The following is a 23,649-nucleotide window of genomic DNA, read 5'->3' as shown; positions in this document are numbered from 1 at the left end:
TGTTAATTGGGGATATTGTACAATAAAGAGAACCTTAACGTCTCTGCGAGCGGGTGATTTTGCTGTTGAGGAACTAAGTAGGAGAAGTCAAACCCAAGTTTTTTCAGATCAAAACCTACGCCCATGGTGAAGTACTTTCTTCCGCCTTTATTGGGGTTCTCATAGAAATAGCCTGTACGTAGTGCAAACTTATCGTCGTAATTATATTCAACGCCGAATGAAATCATGATCTCCTGCATTTCCTCTGAAAATCCTCCTGGGGCATCAGCGAAAGAACCAAACATTCCTGAAATCAAAGGACGATTAGGGTCTTTTCCATCTCCTGGATTAATGATGAGGTTACCATTATCATCTGTCGCCAAAGTTCCATCTTCATTTGTTGCATAGATGGGCGGGGTAGGTACTAGAAGTTTATTTAGATCCAATGCAAAAGTAATCGTGTTCATTGGGTCAAGATCTATGGAGTAAGCCGTACCAACCTTTAAATTGGTAGGGATGTAATCGAGATCATCTGCTGAATTATAAGTGATTTTCGGGCCAATATTCGAAATACTAAGGCCCCAAGAGAAGTTGGCGTCTTTTGCGCCAGCAAAGATTGGTTTCGAATAGTAAAGTCCTACGTCGGTTCCAACACTTATTCCTGGTTTGGCTTCACTCCCGCCTACTGATGAGATGTTCCCAGAAAGGTTAGAGTAAATGAAGCGGGCAGAAATTCCCAGTCCTAAGTATGAGGAGAGTTTTCTTGAATATGTTCCGCCTATGGCAATATCCCGAGGATTAAATTCACCTAATGGATTTCCTCTGCCATCAGTTAATTGAATATCGCCCATATTGAAGTAGCGAAGGTCAAATCCAAAAGCAGAAACTTCATCGATTTTGAAAAATCCTGTCAAGTAACTTAGAGACATATCGTTGACAAGCTTTCCAAGCCATGGTGAATAAGAGAGCGAAAAGCCCATTTGATCTTCTACAAATGCAAGTTGTCCGGCATTCCAATGAGCAGAACTTGCGTCAGGGGAGAGTGCTACACCTACGTCTCCCATTCCAGAATGTCTGGAGTCGGGAGCAAAATTCAGGAAGGGTACGGCTGTAGTAATCACTCTTCGATCAGGATCTTGACCAGAGATAATAGTGCTGTTCTGCGCATATGCAGATAAAGTAGCCAGGGTAAAAACTGCAATAAGTAAGTTTTTCCTATTCTTAGTGGCTATTTTTTTCATTGAATCACGATTTGTCCGCTTACAGAATCTGTAGAGTTGTCGAGTTCTGATTGGAGCGATAATTTGTAAATATAAGACCCTTTTGCTGGATATTTGGTTTGGTTTTGTAAAAAAAACCAAACCAAATCATCTATGTGGGCGCTAGCATGGACTAAACGCACACTTTCTATAAATAGTATCTTGCCATCTGCTTGGTAAACTCCAAGTGTTAGCATTAGATTTTCTCCAGGTTGATTGTGCTCAAGCTCAAAATGACTGTCAACTTGCGTTGGATTGGGGTAAGTTTTGTGACTCAATATCCTTAATCTATCACTTCCTTCCACGATTATCTCCTGATTAAGCAAGCTTTCATTACCTAAGATATCCCAAGCTCGGATTGTTACCGAATTCTTACCTTCTTTTAAATCTTTAAGTACAAAGGTCACTTTACCACTAGAGTATGAATTGTTTTCTGAAGTAAAAAACTCATTTAATATTATCGGATCATCTTGATTTATTTGTACTGTCAAATTCTCCGATGGTAGAAGCCCTGAAATATTTATGCCACTTGAATCTGAAAAGGATGCTACCATTTCTATGGATTTAGAAGGGGAAGTAAAAGGTGCTTGTCCCTTTCCTCCAAAAGCCGCAGTTATTTCAGGGCCTTTCGTGTCTATTGGAGAATTGTTGGAAGTCCCACCTACAATAGGTGAGCTAAATCCAAAAGCGTCCCATGTCTGATCCTGATTTTCACCGAAGATCCGAATCCTCCCTTCTCCGAATTCCTGATTTATATTTTTTGGTACAATCATCTTTCCTTTGATCCTTCCAGAAACAATTTCTCCTGTTCCTTTAAAAATCAGAATGTTTTCTTCCTCAAATTCTACCGGGCTACTTTCGTTTCCCAAAGTTTTACTCGTAGTAGGTTTGTCATGTAGTTCAAAAGTATAAACTCCGTCAAAGCTTGTTGATATTCCTCCTGTGCTTGGATTAATCACTTCGGCTTCAAATTCTACTTCTTGAAGAGCGGAAAGTGTATCCAGTGGATTTTGACTTGTAGGATCTTTCAATGAAGTAAACTCAATTAGAAATTCTGACTTGGCCAGTTTCATGCTTGGATCAGCCAAAAGGCTGAAATTTCTGTTAAGGGCTCCGTTTTGACTTTTGTTTTTTGTGTTTCGGAAAATACTCCCCAGATCTTGGGTCTGTCCATTTTCAAGCCTGAAAACTTCCTCAATAAAAGCTTCATTCAAGGAAAAATTTACACTGCTGAAGACAGGTCTTCCAGTACTCAAAAGTCCTATTGCACCCTTACTTGGAGAAATCAAAAGCTCTTCAGCAGCAGATCTCAAAAATGGGCTGTCGTGTCGTCCAAATTCGCAGGTTGCTGTTATCCACAAAGGCAATTGATCCTGATTAGCCCAGTTCGCGATGTCCGATGTCATGAAAACTTCCTCTGCTGTTAATGTAGTTTCATTTCCATGACCTATATAATTCAAAAGTAAAGTTCCACTATCTAATACTTCCTTTAGGGCAGTTTTAGCTTTCTGGGAAGATTGGCTATCTCCACTTTTCTCCTGATCAAATCTGTCCAGATACAATTTTACTTGCTTATATTCCTTGTGATTTTCACTCAGAAAGGCGGCATGAGTTTCTGAGTCTCTTAGATGGATATTGTTATCTCCATCATCCGCGAAGAAAGTCACTGTTTTTTTCCAGTCTCCAGCCTTGGGATTGCTTTCGTAGTCAATGATTTTGTCTACCACTATCTTGGCTTCTTGCGGATTAATCACTGGCAATCTCCCAACGCCGATTTGCATCTCTTCATCTCCTTCACGGCTTTCTTCCCATTCGCCTTGGCCAAATTCAAGTAGGGAAAAATAATCATCTGAGCTGAATGTAGTCAAGGGATTTAAACTGTTTCTACTGGTATAAATAGGTGCCAGATTTGGTCTTCCTCCCAAAATACCTTTGTAATCAAAAGTCCCTTTGCCAAGGATTAAGACATTTTGGAGTTTTCCTCCTTGATGATAATGCCAAGCAATCAAATTGCGAATTGCGTTTAGGTCGGGGTTGCCATACCCGAATGAATCGTAAATATCTTCGAGGTACACAACCTCAGCATAGATGCCCATTCCGATTTTGTGCAGACTGAGTTTCTCTGCGGAATTAGTCAGTAGTTTAGGAGCAATAATTAATAAGTCTGGCCAAGAGGATTGCGTTCTTAGCGCAAGATTTGCTGATTCTATTTGTGATATTTCTTTGGTTCCTTCCTCTTTAAAAACAATAAATTTCTTTCCAGAAACAATAGATTTTGAACTGAGATCGAGTGCTTTTGGGTTGAAAAAATCGCTTATTTCCCAAACAGATAAACCAGCCGAAGGAGATATGGGAATTGCAGCTGCTTGACTAGAAGAATAAACTCCTTCATCTAAGGCATCAGTAGCATGAGGTACGCCAATCCCTATAAATTCAAAATACCCCGATCCATTTATGTCTGAAGTTTGGAATGAAATTCTCAACCTCTCTATTTTATTGCCAACAGGTAAAAAGCTTTCATCAACACTGGATTCTTGACCTTTAATAGCATAAGTACTGCTTGGAATTCCGTCGAATGAACTCTCTCCAATAATCAACTCATCTGCTGCCAAGCTTATTTTCGATTCAGTGCTTGACCTACCCATTACTTTTGCGAAAAATTTCCAGCTGGCACTAGCATTTGTTGTTAAAGGGAAGGAATATCCTCGTGTTACCCCTGGGGCGACTGCACGTGAATACCAAACTCGGCCTGAATTTAAAATGTTATTTTCTTCCTCCTTGAGCCAGTTCCATTGGTAAAGAACAGCTGGAGCTAAAGTGCCTGCTTGCCCGTATTCCGTTGTTATTCTCTTTGAGTTTTGGGATGTCCCAATCAGAAAACTGATAGAATCAGCATATAGATTGTGTCGATAATCAATCCCATCTTCATTAAAGGTATAGCTATGAGGGGATGAAAGATAGACATATAAATTACCGTCTTTTTTCAAACTTGGAATTTCTTGCAGTTCTAAGTTTTCGTTTTGCACAAGTTGGGGCAGCATCCCCGGGTATCCAAAAACTGCCACTTCTTCCAACGAATTGATGCCTAGCATTTGAGCTTGACTGGCACTTATTCTATAGATTCCTTCCTCAGCGATTTTAAATTTGAAAAATGAATTTTGACTAGAAGCTGATTCAATCAACAGAACGTTGAAAAGTAAGAAGAATAGAAGCTTGTAGTTTTGGCTAATCATTTGGGAATCATACTATTTTCCACTAGTGATAAACCTAAGTATGCTAGTATTACCAGTGGAATACCTGCCAGACCGAACAGTAAGATAAGTGCGAGTCCAATTGCCAAAAGCGTGTACCTGAATTTATTTTCTATCAAGGAATAGGACTTGAATTTCAATGCGATTAGTGGTATCTCAACAAGTAGTAAAATTGAAAATATCCAAGCTATTCCCACCAAGAAAAAAGGTGAGGTGAGCCAAGTTCCAACCCATGGCCATTCTATGGCAAAGTAAGGTAAGGTGCTCATAAATAGTGCATTTGCAGGAGTAGGTAAACCAATGAATTTATCGCTTTGTCTGGTGTCCAAATTAAACTTTGCTAACCTAACAGCTGATAATAGTGGGACTATCAAAGTGAGGTAGGGTAGCCAAACTATGTTGCTGTTGACTTGGGCCATTTGAAAAAGGATCATCCCTGGAAGTACACCAAAAGACACCATGTCAGCTAAAGAGTCGATTTGTTTTCCTATTTCGCCTTGTACGTTTAGCAGTCTAGCGGCAAAGCCATCAAAGAAGTCAAAGACCGCAGCTAAAATGATAAAATAGGCTCCTGAAACAATATTTCCATTGATTACCCAAATAATTCCGATTACTCCTGAAAGTAAATTGAGTAGAGTTATTGCATTTGGGATATGAGATTTGATTTTCAAAGTCTTGCATTTATACCCACGAAAGGGTTATGAGTTTTTTCGAAAGCTATCGTAGTTTCAGGACCATGTCCTGGGTAGATCACCGTTTGCTCAGGTAGCGAGAAAAGCTCTGACTTGATCTTGCTCAAAAGTAAATCATGGTTTCCACCTGGTAAATCTGTGCGACCAATACTGCCTCTAAACAACGTGTCGCCGGCTATGCACTGATTTGAAGGTTCATGGTAAAAAGCGACATGACCAGGAGCATGTCCGGGGACAAAGATGATTTTGAGCACTTCATCACCAACTTTGATCTCTTCTCCCTCGATCAGAAATCCATCTGCTTCACTGGTTTCATAGCCTACAAAACCGTAATTGGGTGCGTAAACTTCTACTGCCTTTAGGACCGCAGCTTCTTCTTTGTGGATTAGAAGTTCGACGCCGAATGTTTTTTTCGCCCATGCATTTCCCAAGACATGATCAATATGGCAGTGCGTATTCAGTAGTTGGGTGATACGAATCTTCTTCTCCGTCACAAAATCCAGCAACTCTTTTCGTTCACCAAGATCAAAGCAGCCTGGATCAATCAAAGTGCCATTGCCTTTTTCGTCATATAACAAATAGGTGTTTTCCTCAAAAGGGTTGAATGTAAAAGACTTAATATGAAGCATTGGAAATGTATATCAGTAATGGAACAAAATAAGGAATTAAACCTTTATTTTGGGCTATGGAAATTGATTTTTTGCTCGTTGGGCAGGGACTTGCTGGTACAGCACTAGCCTATAGACTGAAGCAAGCTGGTAAGAAAATTAGGATAATCGATCAACCTGGAGCTAATAATTCGAGTAGAATTGCTGCAGGACTTTTTAATTCTGTGACGGGTAGGAAGATGGTTAAAACATGGAAGGCCGATGCTCTTTTCCCCGTGATTAAGCCATTTTACAAAGAACTAGAAAGGCTTGCTGGAAGTGAATTCCTTACGGAGAAGGCTATCTACAGGCCTTTTTTAACGATAGAAGAACAAAACGAATGGATGGGGCATAGTGCTGATCCCGGCTTTGAGGCATATTTGGAAAAGATTTATTCAGAAAGTCAATCCAACTATCTTAAGGATCCTTATGGCGGAGTGATGCTGCGCAATTCGGGTTGGCTTAATATCAATAATCTACTTGATGCAATGTCTTCGTATTTTAAGGAGGAATTGATTGTGGGAAAATTTGATGAGTCTATATTAACACGTGAGGAGGGCTATTGGTCATATCGAGATTTACAGGTAAATGCAGTTATTTATTGTAATGGCCTTGGAGCTATGAATTCTAGGTTTTTCAATTTCCTGCCTTTTGCCCCAGTCAAAGGAGAAATATTGGAAGTAAAACAAGAATTTACTCCTGATTATGTTGTGAACAGGGGAGTTTTCAGAGTTCATCTTGGAAATGGAGTACATCGGGTGGGATCGACTTATACGAAGCACGATTTGGATGTTGGACCAACCGATGCTGCCAAAGCAGAACTTTTGGAGAAGTTGACAGATTTGGTCCGACTACCAGCGGAGGAAATTGTTAGCCATAAGGCAGGAATTAGACCTGCTACTAGAGATAGAAAACCATTTTTGGGAAAACATCCTACTGAGGTAGGCGTTTACATATTTAATGGTTTTGGGGCCAAGGGAGTGTCACTAATTCCTTATTTTAGTGAACAAATGGTTTCTTATCTACTAAATGATCATGCTATTGACCCAGAAGTGGACATAGCTCGGTATTTTAATTATATTTAAAGACATCTTTCAGCAAATCGAATGCGATATCACCTCTTCCGAATTTTAATTTTTGCTGGGTTATGGTTGAATTCATTTTTTGCTCTTGCTCAATTTGACCAAGAGCGTTTTGGGAAAAATAGAATTCAGCACCAGCAATTTGAATGGTATTTCTATTCCTCAAATAATTTTGAGGTTTACTATTATGACCGAGGTGGTGCAAATGCCAAGATGGCCATTGATTATCTGGAAAGTGAGTTTAACCGACTCACGCAGATGATTGGTTATGTGGCCTACACAAAGCCTAAAATTTATATTTATAACTCTCCAGAAGAACTTTTACAGAGTAATGTTAATCTCAACAAGGAAGAATATAATGAGCAGGGTCAAACCAATTTCAACAGACTTTTAGCTGAAGTAGCATATAAGGGTGAGGTTGATTTATTCAAAGAAGATTTGATTTATGGAACCACAAAAGTGATCATTGAAGAAATGCTTTATGGTTCTTCTGTTTCTGATGCTTTCCAATCCAATCTTACCAACAGCTTTCCTGAGTGGTATGTGGATGGTATTGCCTTGTACTTGGCAAAAGGTTGGAGCAGGGAGATGGATGATTTTGTCAGACATTATCTCCAAGAAGATGAAACGCCAAAAATCCTTAAGTTAAAGGAAAAGGAAGCTGCTTTGGTTGGGCAATCTGTTTGGAATTACATTGCTGAAAGATATGGGAGAAGGTATGTATCTAGTATTCTTAACCTTTCTAGAATAAATAGAAATGAGGAAAATAGTATTGCGAATACTGTTGGTTTAAATTATAAAACCTTCACTGAGGATTGGAAAAAGTATTATTTGGATATTAATAAGCAAGTTTCTACCACATTTAAAGATCCGAACAGAGACGCAGCTGTAGCAGAAACTTCTCCGAGAGTGATAGGAGCAATTAATGATATCAAGTTCAGTCCTGATGGCTTAAATCTGGCCTATGTGATCAATAATGGGGGCAAATACAAAGTTCAGGTTAGGGATGTAAGCACAGGTCGTGAGCAAACAATTTTTGCAGGTGGGACATCCTTGCAAGACCAAGATGCTAATTTCACCTCGCCGATAATCGCTTGGCGAGATTCAGCGAATATCGCCATTGCTTCCTTCAAAAGAGGATTTACTACACTGAGGTTGAGGTCAATTGATGGCTCTAATCAGGACAAGATTTTCCTTAGGAATATCACGCAAATCCTAAGCCTTGACTTCAATAGTACAGGGAAGAATATGGTTCTTTCAGCAATCTCAAATGGAAAGTCTGATATATATAGTCTAAATGCAAGAGGTGCAGGGCAAAGGTTGACAAATGATTCTTTTGATCAATTGACTCCAGTTTTTCTGAATGATTCAACCATTATTTACTCATCAAACCAAAAGGATCTACCAGATTCACTTTTAGGCAAAAATCTTGAGTTGACTTCTTTACCTAATTATTATAATCTGTACATGGTGCAAGTGACAGACACAATAGTCACTAAGCAGCTGACCAACTCAAATAGTAAGAATATTAGGCCTAGAAAGGTTAATAGTAATTCAATTGTTTACCTAAGTGATCTCAGCGGTATAAATAACCTAATGCGAATGAGCATTGGAAATCAGGTTTCTAATCAGATTTCTGCTTTCAATAAAAGTATAGAAGCATTCGATGTCAATTCTAGAATGAATAGAATGGCTTATTCTATCCGAGACGGTAGAGAAAGCTATTTGGTGGTAGAAAGTTTTTCTAATGTAGATCAATTTACTCCAAGTACTCCAAGAATACAGTTGGAACAAGCAAAGAGTTTGAATGAACGATTGGCTGCTAGAAGGCTTTTGGAAGAAAAAGAGGCCAGAGAAAATTTACCAACAGTAACTCAGGATGCGAATCTTTCTACCCAGCCTTTAACCAAGCTCGATACTATCTCAAAAAATTCAACCTCATCGATTGATCTCAAACGCCTAAGTTTTGAGTCTAAAAATGGAATCAATACAGATAATTATACTTTCGATACGTTGCCAAATAATCTTACCTCACCTGTTGCCGCGGCAGCTGAGAACAAGACAAATTTGCTAGAAGCATTTAGAAGGGAGAGTTTGAAAAAGAGAGTAACAGGGCCTAGGCCAATGGAGCCTCAGTTTTTCATCAATAATATCAATACCCGATTTGTCGTAGATCCTTTGCGAGGTTTTGGGATTGGCCTTACGGGAAAAATGACCGATTTGCTCGATAATCATTCCTTTCAAGGTGGTGTAATGACTACCCTTGATTTTAGGTCGGGAGGCGATGTATTCTTTGAATATGAGTATTTGAAAAGTAGAGTTGATTTCAAAGGGAGATTTGATCGTAAGACAATTCGGGTTACCGAAGGAGATATTACATTTCAGAAATATGTGCTGACCAAAGTGGAAGCTGCGATTTCTTACCCGTTGAATGCAAACGCCAAATTTACGCTTTCTCCTTTTGCAGCAAGAACACAATATTTCAACCTCAATTCTGATTCCCTAATAAACGGTAAAGATTCAGATCAAAATCGTCTTGATGTCAATTATATTGGTGGAAAGGCAGAGTTTGTTTATGATCGTACACAACCTCTAGGGCTTTATTCCCAGACTGGTTTTAAAGCTAAAATTGGCTATACGCAGTATCAATCTTTCAATGAAAAGGAACGTTCATTTGGGAATTTCTTCCTGGATCTGAGAGAATACAAAACAATCCATAAGAATATTGTTCTCGCAGCAAGACTTTATGCTGGATCATTTATGGGAAATAATCCACAGACCTATATGGTTGGAGGAATGGATAACTGGTTATTCAATGAGTTTTACCGACCACCATCCAATAGACCAGAATCGTCACCAATCAGAAACCCTACTGGTGCAGAAAATTCCAATATCCTTTTCGCGGATTTTGTTGACCTGAGAGGATATGACTATGACGAAATTCGCGGAAGAAATATGGTCACTTTTACTGCTGAATTGAGAATTCCAGTTTTCTCTTATTTGACAAGAGGCAATATCACTTCAAATTTCATCAGGAATTTCCAATTGATAGGTTTTTATGATATTGGTTCGGCTTGGAATGACTCTGCCCCTTGGGAGCGCGTGAATGATCAAAATACAGAAGTGATTAATACGCAAGGATCTCCATTTACTATTGTACTCAATAATTTCAATAACCCATGGCTACAAAGTTATGGAGCAGGGTTAAGAACGGTTTTGCTAAACTATTATGTCAAATTTGATGTAGCAAGACCTATTCGAAATTATGAAGCGGAAGACTTAAAGTTCTACGTAACTTTGGGCTTCAATTTCTAACTACAAATTTTAATATGATCAAATCAATGACCGGCTTCGGAAATGCCGGATTTGAGGATGAGCGAATGGTGATCCAAGTGGAGGTACGAACGCTCAATTCGAAATTTTTGGATCTTACCATCCGAAGCCCTAGACAGTTTAATGATAAGGAGCTAGAAATCAGGAATCTGGTTCAATCTATTTTGGATCGTGGCAAGGTGAGTATTTCGATTGATTTCCAATCTAAGGGATCTGCCGAAATGCCGGTTAGCATTAATGAAGATCTGTTCAACTTGTTTTACCAAAAGTACAAAGGACTTGCGGAAAGCGTTAATGATAATTCTCAGGATATTTTTAAGCTGGCATTGCAATCTCCAAGTGTAATCACACAGGTGACAGGTGAGCAAAGAGATGATCAGGCAGATTGGGATGAAATCAAAAAAGTACTGACAATAGCATTAAATAAATGTGATTCCTTCAGACAGGACGAGGGAAATTCTCTGGAAGAGAAACTTCAAGGAAATATCAAATCGATAGCTACTGGCTTGAAGAAAATTGAGGAGGAAGAAGGGAATCGAAAAGATAGAATGAAGCAAAAGATCCGAAATCATTTCAATGAATGGCTTGATGAGAACTCTTTTGATGCTAATCGCTTTGAGCAGGAGTTGATTTATTACTTCGAAAAACTAGACATTACCGAAGAGATTGTGCGGCTTGATACACATTTAAAGTACTTCGAAAAGTGTCTTGATGAAGAAAACAGCCAAGGTAAAAAGCTAGGTTTTATCAGTCAGGAAATAGGCAGAGAGATCAATACCATTGGTTCGAAGGCAAATGATGCAGGAATGCAAAAACATGTAATCCTGATGAAGGATGAACTTGAAAAAGTGAAAGAGCAAGCACTTAATGTATTATAGAAAAAGAGGTTGTCTCATAACTTAAATCAACAGCCTGACATTTGAGTATTTGGAATTTTTCTCAGATACCTACCCGTACAAATTAGAGGCTGTCCCTACTTATGAGACAGCCTCTTATTTTTTTGCAAGATGTTTTCTTTTGTCTAGTTGAGCCTAAAGCGAATAGGCATAGTCATACGAGATCTGACAGCTCTTCCGCCAATTCTCCCAGGATTCCAATTTGGCGAGTTTTGTATTACCTCCTTGGCTACTTCATCGCACCCACCACCAATTGTTCTCACCATTTCTATGTCTTGAATAGAGCCGTCAGTGTTAACTACAAAGCGGACTATGACCATACCATCTATTCCCATTCTTTTGGCTTGTGAAGGATATTTAAGGTTTTTGTTGAGATATGCATACCAAGCATCCATCCCACCTTTAAACATCGCTTGAACATCTACAAAATTTTCTATTTTATCTATATCCTCGACCACCGGCGGAGTTGATATTTCTACTTCTGGGATGATGGTTTCCTCAGTTGCGTTTATATCGAGTTTAAGATCAGAGAGGTCATCAATTACAATATCATTTGGCTTGATAATTATCTCAATGGGAACCTGTGGTGGAGGCGGAGGAGTTTGAATTGTAACGGGAATTTCAATATCATCCCAATCATCTTTCATTCCATCAAATGTCTTGACAATTCCTTGATCTTTAGCTTTCCATTCGAAAGCCACCAAAACTAATCCTAGACTGATTGCCAGTCCCAAGTTAAACAATGTCGCTGACCATCTTTTCAGATCAGACTTTGGATTTTTTTTGTGTTCCATGAGTGTATTATTAGAGGTTAGAAAAAACTACTCTAATAAATTACACTAGATAACTCACTGATACTAATCTACTAACACTATTTAACTAAGCTAAAAGTTGTTAAAGATATGGCAAAAAAAAAGACCCGATTTCTCGGGTCTAAATGATTAGCTAAGTTTGAATCTAATCGGAAGTCTCATACGAGTACGTACTGGTCGTCCACGCTGTTTTCCTGGAGTCCAATTAGGAGCAGCTTTTACTACTTTAACAGCTTCTTCGTCACAACCTCCGCCAATTCCTCTCAATACTTCAACGTCTTGAATAGAACCATCCGTGTTAACTACGAATACTACAATTACTGTACCTTCTATACCCATTCTTCTTGCTTGAGTTGGATATTTCAGGTTTTTAGAAAGGTATTGATTCCAACCTGTCATCCCCCCTGGAGGCTCAGGCTGTGTTTCAACCACATCAAAAATAGCATCTACTTTTTCTTCTACTGGAGCTTCAGCAATTACTACTTCTTTGATTACAGTAGTTTCCTTTACATCGACATCAAAGTTAACTTCTATTTTCTCCTCGATTTCTACTTCATCAGGAATTTCCTTAAGGATAGGCTGCTCAATAGGTGGTGGTGGTGGTGGTGGTGGCTGCTCAGTGATAGGAATATCTAGCAATTCTTCGAAGTTGTCAGTTACTTGACCAAGGTCTTTCAATGAACCATCGTCAAATGACTTCCATTCGAAGGCAGCAAGGGTAGCACCTACAGCTACTGCCAAACCAAGGTTCAGGAACATTCCTGACTTTTTGGTTAGATCAGCACTGGGAGTCTTTTTTGCTTCCATGATAAGTTTGGTTTATAAAGGTTAATTTTTCTTCTATTTCAGTTTAACAATTGTAATAATTAATAGGCACTAATCCAAACCAATCTTTGTTGTTGGAATCTTAAAATATGCTAATAAACCTGCTATTCCACCTATTTCATTGACAATCATGTCCATATAATCGAAAGATCTGAAAGGGATATATAGTTGCGCACATTCTAAAACTATTCCTGCGGCAATGCCGAAAATTAAATAGTTGCTAAGAACTCTTCCTTCTAAGCCATTAACAAAAGCTCTTTTTACGCCTACTCCACACCAAAGAAAACTCAAGGTGCCAAAACAAATAAAGTGAATGATTTTATCCGCGAAGTTAAATGAAGAATCAGGGAAATTATCCCCAGGAGTCAACATGGCAACAGTGATAAATAAGAGCCAAATTACTGCTATTCCTAATCTCAAAATGGGTTTGTTTATTCTCCTACTAACTCTGCATACTCAGAGGCAGACAGTAAATCAGATGGAAGATCGCCAGTGATTTTTACTTTAATCATCCAACCTTTCTCGTAAGGAGACTCATTCACTAGTTCTGGAGAATCTTCCAGGTCAGGATTTACTTCCAGAATCTCACCAGCGACAGGCATAAATAAATCAGAAACGGTTTTTACTGCTTCTACAGAACCAAAAACTTCGTTGGTGTCCAGAGTGTCACCGGTTGTTTCAACTTCAACATAAACAATATCACCCAATTCACCTGCGGCAAATTCAGTGATTCCAATAGTAGCAACATCACCATCAATTTTAACCCATTCGTGGTCTTTGGTGTACTTTAGTTCTTGAGGGAAATCCATATTTGTGAATAGTTATATAGGAGTCAAAATTAATAGGAATCAAGTAAGGATGAAATCTATTGTCCTAAATTAAATCGAAGTTGACCACCAAAAGCTGTAGAAGTTCGCTTGTAGGCCGTTGTAACTCTAGGATCATTAATAGTTCTATCGAAATAAAGGGTAAGGTTTAGGTTTTGGTTAATCAGATAGGAGATAGTTGGTCTAATTGAGATATTTAAGTTGCCACTTGTGACGGTGCTGCCTTCCCCGATCTTACGCTGAATTTGTGTGGTACTCACTACTTTGGAATCCAAATTGAACTGAAGGTCATTTTTAAGAACAGTTTGTCTTCCTTGAAATTTGAAAGGTATTTTAACCCCAGCTTTCGTGTAGCCCAAAGTCAATCCAAAATCATTACTTTTCTGCTCTGTCACTTGCGAGTTAGAGAAGTTTAGGCCAAGATTTCGTTCTTTATTGTATACGATCGCAATATTTAACCTGTCTTTTGTTAGCATGTCTATTCCGATCAGCGGGCCAAATCGCTCGGTTAGGATAATATCATTTAGGACATATACTGGGATGAATTGTCCTTCTTCATTTACCTGGTTAGGTCTGGGGATTTGTTGTAATGTATTGTAGAGCTCTAAGCCTTGCTGATATTGAAGGGAGTTGGAGAAATTACTGGCATCATATGTTGAAGTGTACATATGTTGGATATTGATACTGCTGAATATGTCACTTAGTCCTTTGATTCTAGAAAGCCCACGATAATCCAAACGCCAATTTGGTAATGGTACTTTGGGGAAAGAGTTAAGGTTGAAAAGGGCGGCATCCTTACCTCTATAGGCTGCGAGGAACGCAGGAATCAATACATCTTGGCCATTAATTGAATATTCTCCCCCCGCGTCCATTGCGTCCAGCCTACTCTTGATAATTGCTCTATTATTTTCAAAATCCGTGAATAGAGGTGAAACGTTGTCAAAACCATCTTTGCTAAAGCTCGTGCCAAGCATAATCGTAGTGATGCTGTAAGCACTTAGTCTATTTGGACTTATAGACTCGTAAACTCCGGGGTTATCAATAGAATTCCTGAAGATTTCCTGGTAATCACCCACTTCTCGTTTTGTGGCATTTAGTGTGATATTAAAGTCTTGGAATGGTTCTATCAAGCTGCCAAACCTCATGTTAATTACACTACTCTGTCTAAAAGTCTGCGTGAGCTCACTGCTTGGCGCCATGATACCAGCTTGCGCGAATTCGTTTCTGATACTCGGATCTTGACTACCTAATAAGAATGCTAAGCCTGGGTATTCAAACGCGCGATCCATTCCTAATAGCCCTGTGTTAGGCATGTATCCAGGCAGAAAGGTTCCTTCAATTTTCCCATAATTGAAGGTGACTTCCTTCACCATCATAAGTGTTTTCAGTAGCTTATTAGTGAAAGGAGTTCCAATGGTATCTTCAGCTTGTGTACCTGGTCTTCCTGGAATACTCGGTCGTTTTGGGGCATTTAGAGCTGCCAGTTTTTTGTTTTTGTTATATAGTTTGATTAGATCTAGCTTACCGTTGATAGATTGATCTCGGGTGTTTTGAATGGAATTTCCAAGTGTATCCTTTTGTCCTATTGCGCCCGTCAGCCAAGTATAAGTAGTGATGTATTTATAGTCCGCTTTAATCCAGTCTGTAATAGGGGACTTGTCCAGCGGTAGCGTATAGTTAAGATTTATACTATGGTTATAATTTGTACGCCGGCCGAATCTCCATGCATTATACCGTACAGAATCAGATTTTTGCTCTGTATCCAAGTCGCCCTGGGGTTCATCTACTACTGCCATTACACTTCCGGTATAATCTACCCGAAGGTTTTTTGTCAGGTCCCAATTCACCGAGTAAAAGCGATTCATAAAGAAGCTTTTTTGGAAAAGTGGGTCAACTCCAACGGTACTGAGCTGATCATTTCTATACTGGGAACGCAAATGCTTGCGATCTATATCTAATCTAGCTAATACTAGGGTAGGAGAAAGGTTCAAATTGAAATCTTTGATTAATTGCAAATGCGGAGAGTCAAGAAAACCTGCGTTTTTGAATGGTTCTATAGCAAGAGGCTTTGGTTGGTAACTGTAGGTGACATTGCCGCGATAGGTTTTGTAATTGTATTCCTGAATTTGAGCATTTGTCTGACTCATTATCCCAAAAGCATAGGAAAATGACAAGTTGCTTAGGTCATAAAAATGATTTTTTGAATCAGGATTGGTCTTGATTTTCCGAACGTTATTGAAGCTTATGTTTTTGCGGTTTACTTGATCCAAAGCGATTTTTCGATAAGCATCTTTTTGATCTTGCGTCTCGAATTTTTGCAAAGCTACCTCAAACGGTACATCGGGATTTAAAGGGTCGTATTCAGGTTTTGTAGTGCTATTTTCCACAGAGAAATACATGGGAATACTCACGCCTAGTCCTTCTGGCAAAAGTTTGTGAATGTCCACATTGGTGGAAATATCATACTGGGTGGTAGCAGATCTTGACCGTTGAGAAAGTCTAGTTTCTAATCCTCCAAAGCCAATGGAATTGTGTCTGATAGAACCAGAGACTACTGCTACATCAGCGATTTTCACATTCATTAGCGCATTTGCCGCCCAGCCGTTCGATTTGGTAGCACCTGTAACTCTGAGCTCATTGGCCCAAATACATATGCTACGACTTCCACCGCCATTTGTACCGGGATTTCGCACACCTATCATAGAAGATTGGGATTGATTCAATTCAGGGCGACCTACCACAGTAACAGTGTACCGACCCACTTGCTGTGAAAATGGAATATTTAATGGTACTTGCTGATTGTCACGCGCTACTTTCACTCCTACTATTTCCTGAATTGCAATGTCGATTTCATTTTCTGCTGGCCAAATCTGCGCAGGATCCCGTGTACCTTTTGGCGTGATCAAAAGCGGCACTTCTATTTCGTAATAGTTATCCGTATAATCAGTCCCTAGTCTTAAAAACGCTGTAATTTCGCCATCCATAGCGTCTTCACTGTCGGCATGTAGAAACATTTTAATTCGTTCAAACTGTACCAAATCCAGCGTGACATTTTTGAAAACTGCTCTTGCATCTTTAGCCCCAAGGTCTTCTACACAAACTCGTAGCGACTGTTCATTTAATCTTCTCTCTACCGTTGAGGTATTGTCACGGTCTCTAATAATGCCTGGTGGTAGTACATAAGGGCTTTCGGTGGCACTTCCCTGACTGTTTTCCTCTATACTCACTACGTCCACAGTGACATTCGAATTGTCAGGCTCGGGGATTTCGAATAGTCCTCGCTCAAAAAGTGATTCCTGAAAAACTCTCCACTGGCTGCCTACCATTCGGAAGTTGGCCATTCTAAGTACTACTGGTTGCTCAAAATCAGTCAGATAGGTTCTGAACCATCGGATGGATTTGAATCCTGTGATGTCACCTTCTACACGGTCAGGCTGACGGACAGGAATGCGGAATAAGTACCAATCTACATTTTCACCATTTACATTAGCGGTAGTTTTGTCTACGATATTATTTTGACCCACTACCATGCTGCCTGGCTTCAGGTCCATTTCGTATGAGTAGTAATTCTCCAGTTCGTTGATGGTGTTATCAGTATTCAAATCCTCATTGTCTGGAGTGTTTGATCCAGATGGAGTGTATGGAAGGTTTTCATTGGCAGTTACCGGGGTATTGCCCTCCATTCCGTTGAATTTTTTATAACGCTCTAGAATTTTAACGTCGTTTTGATCAAAATTATCGTCTAAGTAATATTTGAATAAATCTCCTGAAACATCTTGGAGAATTTCATTTCGAGCGGTAGCATTTACATTTAAGCGATTTAAGAATCGACTTCCGAAATAAGTAGCTTCATCTTCATTTTTCAATCCATCCAAACCGACATCCTGATTTTGCCTAGATGTCTCTGAATTATCAAATGCCGGTAGTAAGTATTGCTCACGGGTGATTCTTCCCCATTCATTTTGACCTGTCTCGGCAGGATCTCCATCTGCAGGAAGTCCATTTTCGAAAGCGTGGCGACCATCTTTCAAGATGTCCTCAGAGATATCTCCAAGATTGATAAAAAGTTTACCTCCGGTTGTGTTGTTCTGATTAAAGTTACCGTCCAACACTCGGCCGTTTTCCCCTTCAATAAATGGATCCAATAGCCAGAATTCTATGTATTCTATATTTGTGCGGTCAAAATCAACTTCGGTAGTAATAGCTCTGGTTACTCCGCCGAAATTCATTTTTGGATTTGGGAGAAATCCGTTTGTAGTCAGGTCAGTATTGTAATTATACATTCCTCGTTCACTTGGAAAGTAAGCTAGTTCAAAAAGAGGCTCAGGTGTTACAATCACCTCACGATCTTGTTGAGGGAAGATCTCCTGAGGAAGTACTCGTCTTACATAGTGATTTCTTCGGTCTTCCCGAGTTATATTGGGTGGAACCCCCGGGCCACTTTCTCTATAGAAAATATTATCAATATTGTACCAAGCAACTCTAGCTCTGCGGTAACCAGCTCCTAGATTGTCTTCAGTCTGGTTACTTAGGTCAAATCTATCATCAAAGGTTTGTGGCGTAGATGACAGCTTCCAATTTTGGTTGGCAGCTCCTCCTAAGTTGTAGGGTGTTATTGCCGCCTCAAAATCATCTATATATGAAGCTTGCTCTCCATTCACACGATTTGATGTTCCGGGAATGAGATGTGCGAACTCTCCGCTTATCTGCACAAGGGAGGTTTCCTTTGTACTTGTAAATGGCAGTGCATCGGCCATTTTGGTGAGCCATCGTGATTCATCGCTGAAATTGCCATCCAATCCCCAAAGGCTATTTCTTAAGGTCTCACTCCCTGTGGCGATTCTGGTGACATTTGGTCTTTCATTTAAATAAAGAAAAGTACCTCCTACATTAAACTTGTCACTGAACAAATAATCCATTCGAGTACCCAGTAAACTTCGTGTTTGGAAGGATACCAAATCGGCTTTTTCAAAACTCACATTGATTTGTTTGCCCGATTGAAGTATTGCATCATTGATAATGACAAGCCTCCCTACATTGTAGTCAACTGTAAAGTCAACGCCTTCAGTCAGTGGGATATTACCTGCCTGAACAATCACAGAGCCAGGAGCGATATTAAGTCCAGGCAATTGGATCTCGCTTGCAGAGCCAGCCGTCAATCGTCCTTTGATAAAATATTTGTTTAGCCTAGTGACTAGTTCGGCATCTGCCTGAGTGGTTCTGTAAAGCGTATCGTAAACATATTTGTCTTTGAGGACTACTTCGCCTGGTTGAAAAAATTTTTCAAGGTTCGACCCAAAAGGTTCTAGTACAGGGAATACCAATAGACCTCGATCTGTGAGTATGGTTAGTCCTTCTACAAAGTCAAAATTCCCATCTGGGGCAGGATCATTCTGGGGATTTAAATTGTCCAGCCCCGTCAGCCGAATCAATGGCTTGTCTTTGACTTCTGCACCCTCCAAAAGCGATGGGTTGTCCAGACCTGTTCTATCATCTCTGTAGATTACCTGAAGTTGAAAACCATCCCGAGTGATTTGATTTGCATTCAGGCTATAGACGTTTTTCATCATCAAATCCCAAGTAGGCACTCGGGTATTAATCCGTGCAGGACGAAGAAGTTTCATGAAAATCAGCTCATCTTCTTGTCGGCTTTGATAGTCTTCTGTTAATTCTCCGACTTTAAACACTTGCCCGTTGTAGGTATATTCATAGGAAACTGCGAGAACCTCATCATTTTGAAGTCTTCTGAAAAGTGATAAATAGCCGAGTTGTGGGTTAAAAAAGTATTCAGTTTGATCTAATTTTCTAGCTCCATTGATTTGTTCAAAGTCAACACCTTTTCTTAGCCCCAAGCTTGATTCCATCGCTCTCGACCCTGTATCAAATGGACGAAAAGCAGGGTTATTGGATATGTTTGAATATAGATTGTTTGCAGAATTCCCTGCAGGTGCTGAGGGGTTTCCTGGTCCAATATTGGGATTGGTAGGATTCAATAATACACTTCCTTCACCCAAATCCATGAATGCCGCAAAGTTTCTTAGTGTTTGAGTATTGGCGGCCCGGTTCATAATATAAACCTCAATTCTCGTTACATTTACACCTGAGAGAACCTGTGGAAGTCCTCTCAACCACCTTTCGTAATTGTCCCGGAAGAAATGGGCGATAAAGAAATGTCTGTTGTCATCGTATTTCGAAGCTTGAATATCAAATGATCTTCCTTGACCATTAGCATCGATCGTTAAATTATCTCGACGCCCTCGTTGAGTGGAAGCTACAGCAGTTACACCTAATTTCCCGAATTGAAGCTGTGTTTTAACCCCAAAAAGATTCTGAGCTCCCTGTATCAATCGGTTTTGGACTGGCATGCTGACATTACCGATTTCAATGGATTGGATAATGTCCTCTTCAAAACCAGTGAATTCAAGTTTCATCTGATTTTGAAAATCGAAAGAATTATTTGAGTCGAAATTGGCTCCGATTTTTACTTTTTCTCCTAAAGTCCCATTGACAGCCATTTGGATCTGCTGGTCAAAATTGAATCCTCCGTTTTGTTGCTGTCTAATTGGAAGGGTAGGATTATCTACTCGTCGGAAAATAGCCCCGAAATCTAGGTTTACATATCCTGATGGTACGATGTTTATTTCACTCCCCCCAAATATTCTATCAAAAGAAGGGCTAACGGTCAGTGGAGGAATTAAACCTCTTCCTTCTACTGCACTTTCCCCGTCTCCACCACGAGCCCTACTCCGCCAATAGTCTTGCCTTACTTTATATTCTTGAATTTTTGAAAATTGCTCAAAATCGTATTCTTGTTCATTGCCAACTCGGACTGTGTCGATTTGATCGACGACATTGTAGCGAAGCGTGGAATCAACCTTTACCTCTACATTTTGAGTAATAGGATTAGCTTGTAAAAAGGGTACTTGTGACTGTAAAAATGGGTTACGCGTAGGGAATAGGGGATTTGTCCTCAGATTTTGCCAAAGCAAATACGAGGGAGTTAGTCTCCTTCGATTCAATGAATCAATCCGGGACTGAATACTGTCAGGATTGGTTTGTTGAGCCTCAGAAGTGGAATAGGCTAGTAGCAGACCAAATAGGATGATTAATTCAGGCCAACCACCGAGAAACCTCCTCCCGCAAAAAGTCAGTACACTCAAAAAGGTCAATACAACTTGAAATTATGATGTCTTTAAAGATGCTTTAATTAAATCTTCTAATGAAATTTCTCCTGTGGTTTTTTTGAGGACAGCAGCTATATTCTTTTCTGCCGCAGCTTTTGGAAAACCAAGTGTAATAAGTGCTTGTAACGCTTCCTCGCGGATTTTATTGCTTGATTTCAAAAAGCCTGCCGGTGCTACTAAACCATCAGATGTGCCTTTTCCAACTTTATCTTTCAGCTCTAAAATTATTCGTTGAGCAGTTTTTGTACCTATCCCTTTGACATGTTGTATGGTAGCTACATCGCCAGCCAGAATGGCCTGCTCTATTTCTTCTGAGCTTAGTGAAGAAAGAATCATTAAGCTGGTGCTCGGACCTACTCCATTGATAGAAAGCAACAATAAAAATAGACGTTTTTCATGCTCTTGTTTGAATCCAAAAAGTGTATGTGCGTCCTCTTTAATATGAAGAAAGGTGAGGAGCTTTATCTGCTCCTCATCCTTTATTTCTGTATAAGTTTGAAGCGAAATTTTCACATGATATCCTATTCCGTTTACATCTATGATGACATAGGTTGGATCTTTGAATACCAGTTTTCCCCTTAGATAATCGATCATAAGCTGCTTGAGGATTGTGCATCTACCACGGCTACAGCTACCATGTTTACGATTTCTCGAATGGAACTACCAAGCTGAAGAATATGCACTGGTTTGTTCATTCCAAGCAAAATCGGGCCGATTGCTTCTGAATTTCCAAGTTCGGCAAGAAGCTTATAAGCAATGTTGCCAGAACTCAAATCAGGGAATATTAAGGTGTTGGCTCTCTTATTGATGAGTTTGGAGAATGGATACATTTCACGCTGGATGTCCTCATTGATCGCAACGTTTGCTTGCATTTCTCCTTCGATTACCAAGTCTGGATATTTTTTCTGCGCAATAGCTGTTGCTTTGGCCATTTTGTCAGAAATATCTCCCTTAGCGGAGCCAAAGTTGGAATAAGAAAGAATAGCAATTCTAGGTTCCATATTAAAGAATCTTACCGCATCCGCAGTTAAACCAATAATCTCAACCAATTCTTCAGCGGTAGGATTCAGGTTTACTGTGGCATCAGCAAAGAAATATGGTCCTTTTGGAGTGTTCATGATATACATACCTGCCACTCGATTCACACCAGGTTTCACACCAATAGTTTGAAGTGATGGCAAGATAGTTTTAGGATAATCTCGGGTGAGACCTGAGATAAATGCGTCTGCGGCTCCTGATTCTACCATTAATGCACCAAAGTAATTTCTCTGAGTGACCAATCTTGCAGCATCTCCTATAGTCATTCCCTTTCTTTGTCGCTTTTGGAAGAGCATATCTGCAAATTTCTTCAGCATCTCTTTTTCTTCCATAGGATCAATGATGGTGACATTAGTCAAATCCAAAGAATTGTCCTCTATGAGAGATAAGATCTTTTCCCTATTACCGAGAAGTATCGGCTCTCCGATTTTTTCATCTCGGATGATCTGCGCAGCCTTGAGAATTTTTCTATTATCTGCTTCTGCAAATACAACACGTTTCGGATCTTTTTTGGCTCGGGCTATTACGACAGACATCAATCTCTGGTCAATGCCAATTCTCTCCTGAAGCTCTAATTCGTATGCTTCCCAGTCTTGTATCGGATATTTGGCAACACCAGTTTCCATTGCAGCTTTAGCTACCGCAGGAGCGATGGTAGTAATCAATCTAGGGTCAAGCGGCTTAGGAATCAGATACAATCGCCCAAAACCGAGTTTATCTTCGCCGTAAGCTTTATTAACAATATCTGGAACTGGTTCTTTCGCTAGTTTGGCTATTGCATGAGCTGCTGCAAGTTTCATGGTTTCATTGATAGCAGTAGCTCTCACGTCCAATGCTCCTCTAAAAATGTATGGGAAACCAAGCACATTATTTACTTGATTAGGATGATCAGATCTTCCAGTAGCCATGATCAAATCCTCACGAGTGGCAACTGCAAGGTCATAAGAGATTTCAGGATCAGGGTTCGCCAAGGCGAAAACAATTGGATTTGGTGCCATTAATCTCAATTGATCCTGATTTACGATATTTCCTGCAGATAGTCCAAGAAATACATCTGCATCCTGTAATGCATCTGTAAGCGTATAAAGATCTCTGTCTGTACAGAATTCTCTTCTGATATCATCAAGATCAGTTCTATCGGATCGCAGGATACCAACTATATCACATAAGACAATATTCTCCTTTTTAATCCCGAGGGAAATGTAGAATCGAGTACATGAAATCGCTGCAGCTCCGGCACCGTTCACTACTAACTTGATTTTGGAAATATCCTTTTGTACGATCTCCAAGGCATTCAATAATGCTGCCCCAGAAATGATAGCTGTGCCATGCTGGTCATCATGCATGACTGGAATTTTCATTTCCTTCTTGAGCTCAGTCTCTATTTCAAAGCATTCAGGTGCTTTGATATCCTCAAGGTTAATACCGCCAAAAGTAGGCTCTAGAGACTTTATGATTTGTATTAACTTTTTGGGATCTTTTTCATTGATCTCAATATCGAATACGTCAATTCCAGCAAACTTCTTGAAAAGAACTCCTTTTCCCTCCATTACAGGTTTGGACGCTTCAGGGCCTATATCTCCAAGACCTAACACAGCAGTTCCGTTAGAAATCACGCCTACCAAATTGCCTTTGGCAGTGTATTTATAGATGTTTTCTACTTCTGCGGCGATTTCCTTGCATGGTTCTGCTACACCTGGCGAGTATGCCAGAGCAAGATCCATCTGGCTAGAAAGCGGCTTGGTGGGGATTACTTCAATTTTGCCAGGAGAACCCTGGGTATGATAATTAAGTGCGTCTTCCTTGCGGATTTTGATTGCCATA

Annotated in this window: 14 protein-coding genes; 3 read left to right on the top strand and 11 right to left on the bottom strand. The window is 39.8% G+C overall.

The annotated features are described in order from the left end of the window. Positions 1-2: 2 nt before the first annotated feature. The 4 genes from porV to SYJ56_RS12010 are packed head-to-tail and all read right to left on the bottom strand — an operon-like array spanning position 3 to position 5,810. Positions 3-1,220, bottom strand: a complete 1,218-nt coding sequence (gene porV / locus SYJ56_RS12025) for a type IX secretion system outer membrane channel protein PorV (protein ID WP_323834367.1) — start codon at positions 1,218-1,220, stop codon at positions 3-5. Beyond that, entirely contained in the window at positions 1,217-4,471 is a 3,255-nt protein-coding gene (porU, locus tag SYJ56_RS12020; RefSeq protein WP_323834365.1) for a type IX secretion system sortase PorU, read from the bottom strand. Before porU ends, porV begins: the two co-directional genes overlap by 4 nt. Continuing rightward, the gene (gene pssA, locus SYJ56_RS12015; protein ID WP_323834363.1) at positions 4,468-5,160 is read right to left on the bottom strand and encodes a CDP-diacylglycerol--serine O-phosphatidyltransferase; all 693 of its coding nucleotides are present in this window, start codon (positions 5,158-5,160) and stop codon (positions 4,468-4,470) included. The genes porU and pssA overlap by 4 nt, the downstream gene beginning before the upstream one ends. Next, positions 5,157-5,810, bottom strand: a complete 654-nt coding sequence (locus SYJ56_RS12010) for an MBL fold metallo-hydrolase (RefSeq protein WP_323834361.1) — start codon at positions 5,808-5,810, stop codon at positions 5,157-5,159. The genes pssA and SYJ56_RS12010 overlap by 4 nt, the downstream gene beginning before the upstream one ends. A gap of 56 nt (positions 5,811-5,866) precedes the next feature. Between SYJ56_RS12010 and SYJ56_RS12005 the strand changes: the two genes are divergently transcribed. The 3 genes from SYJ56_RS12005 to SYJ56_RS11995 are packed head-to-tail and all read left to right on the top strand — an operon-like array spanning position 5,867 to position 11,121. Further along, positions 5,867-6,913: an NAD(P)/FAD-dependent oxidoreductase gene (locus SYJ56_RS12005; RefSeq protein ID WP_323834359.1), complete on the top strand. Its 1,047-nt coding sequence runs from the start codon at positions 5,867-5,869 to the stop codon at positions 6,911-6,913. A gap of 21 nt (positions 6,914-6,934) precedes the next feature. Next, positions 6,935-10,225, top strand: coding sequence for a biopolymer transporter Tol (locus SYJ56_RS12000; protein ID WP_323834357.1), 3,291 nt, complete (start codon positions 6,935-6,937; stop codon positions 10,223-10,225). 14 nt (positions 10,226-10,239) lie between these two features. After that, a complete protein-coding gene (locus SYJ56_RS11995) occupies positions 10,240-11,121 on the top strand; it encodes a YicC/YloC family endoribonuclease (protein WP_323834355.1) in 882 nt (293 codons plus the stop codon). 143 nt (positions 11,122-11,264) lie between these two features. Here SYJ56_RS11995 and SYJ56_RS11990 read toward each other — a convergent pair whose 3' ends face one another. The 7 genes from SYJ56_RS11990 to SYJ56_RS11960 all read right to left on the bottom strand — a co-directional run bounded on the left by SYJ56_RS11990 (position 11,265) and on the right by SYJ56_RS11960 (position 23,648). Next, a complete protein-coding gene (locus tag SYJ56_RS11990) occupies positions 11,265-11,933 on the bottom strand; it encodes an energy transducer TonB (protein WP_323834353.1) in 669 nt (222 codons plus the stop codon). A 147-nt stretch (positions 11,934-12,080) separates the two neighbouring features. Further along, positions 12,081-12,758, bottom strand: coding sequence for an energy transducer TonB (locus tag SYJ56_RS11985; RefSeq protein WP_323834351.1), 678 nt, complete (start codon positions 12,756-12,758; stop codon positions 12,081-12,083). A 69-nt stretch (positions 12,759-12,827) separates the two neighbouring features. Next, entirely contained in the window at positions 12,828-13,196 is a 369-nt protein-coding gene (locus tag SYJ56_RS11980) for a VanZ family protein (RefSeq protein ID WP_323834349.1), read from the bottom strand. Positions 13,197-13,207: 11 nt separating this feature from the next. Beyond that, positions 13,208-13,585 (bottom strand): glycine cleavage system protein GcvH, encoded by a 378-nt coding sequence (gene gcvH, locus SYJ56_RS11975; protein WP_323834347.1) that lies wholly within the window; start codon positions 13,583-13,585, stop codon positions 13,208-13,210. 56 nt (positions 13,586-13,641) lie between these two features. Beyond that, positions 13,642-20,772, bottom strand: a complete 7,131-nt coding sequence (sov, locus tag SYJ56_RS11970) for a T9SS outer membrane translocon Sov/SprA (RefSeq protein ID WP_465038393.1) — start codon at positions 20,770-20,772, stop codon at positions 13,642-13,644. 12 nt (positions 20,773-20,784) lie between these two features. Beyond that, positions 20,785-21,381 (bottom strand): Holliday junction branch migration protein RuvA, encoded by a 597-nt coding sequence (gene ruvA / locus SYJ56_RS11965; RefSeq protein ID WP_323834346.1) that lies wholly within the window; start codon positions 21,379-21,381, stop codon positions 20,785-20,787. Beyond that, complete coding sequence (locus SYJ56_RS11960) at positions 21,378-23,648, bottom strand: NADP-dependent malic enzyme (RefSeq protein WP_323834345.1); 2,271 nt, start codon at positions 23,646-23,648, stop codon at positions 21,378-21,380. Before SYJ56_RS11960 ends, ruvA begins: the two co-directional genes overlap by 4 nt. Between the last annotated feature and the right edge of the window lies 1 nt (position 23,649).

Source organism: Algoriphagus aurantiacus (assembly GCF_035156405.1).
GTDB lineage: Bacteria > Bacteroidota > Bacteroidia > Cytophagales > Cyclobacteriaceae > Algoriphagus > Algoriphagus aurantiacus.
Note: the sequence above shows the minus strand (reverse complement) of the source record. Positions and strands in the feature narration are given on the sequence as shown.

Coding starts and splice junctions, on each gene's coding strand:
- SYJ56_RS11995 (WP_323834355.1), top strand. CDS start 10,240: ATGATCAAATCAATGACCGGCTTCGGAAATGCCGGATTTGAGGATGAG.
- SYJ56_RS11985 (WP_323834351.1), bottom strand. CDS start 12,758: ATGGAAGCAAAAAAGACTCCCAGTGCTGATCTAACCAAAAAGTCAGGA.
- ruvA (WP_323834346.1), bottom strand. CDS start 21,381: ATGATCGATTATCTAAGGGGAAAACTGGTATTCAAAGATCCAACCTAT.
- SYJ56_RS11960 (WP_323834345.1), bottom strand. CDS start 23,648: ATGGCAATCAAAATCCGCAAGGAAGACGCACTTAATTATCATACCCAG.
- porU (WP_323834365.1), bottom strand. CDS start 4,471: ATGATTAGCCAAAACTACAAGCTTCTATTCTTCTTACTTTTCAACGTT.
- SYJ56_RS12005 (WP_323834359.1), top strand. CDS start 5,867: ATGGAAATTGATTTTTTGCTCGTTGGGCAGGGACTTGCTGGTACAGCA.
- gcvH (WP_323834347.1), bottom strand. CDS start 13,585: ATGGATTTCCCTCAAGAACTAAAGTACACCAAAGACCACGAATGGGTT.
- porV (WP_323834367.1), bottom strand. CDS start 1,220: ATGAAAAAAATAGCCACTAAGAATAGGAAAAACTTACTTATTGCAGTT.
- SYJ56_RS12000 (WP_323834357.1), top strand. CDS start 6,935: ATGCGATATCACCTCTTCCGAATTTTAATTTTTGCTGGGTTATGGTTG.
- SYJ56_RS12010 (WP_323834361.1), bottom strand. CDS start 5,810: ATGCTTCATATTAAGTCTTTTACATTCAACCCTTTTGAGGAAAACACC.
- SYJ56_RS11990 (WP_323834353.1), bottom strand. CDS start 11,933: ATGGAACACAAAAAAAATCCAAAGTCTGATCTGAAAAGATGGTCAGCG.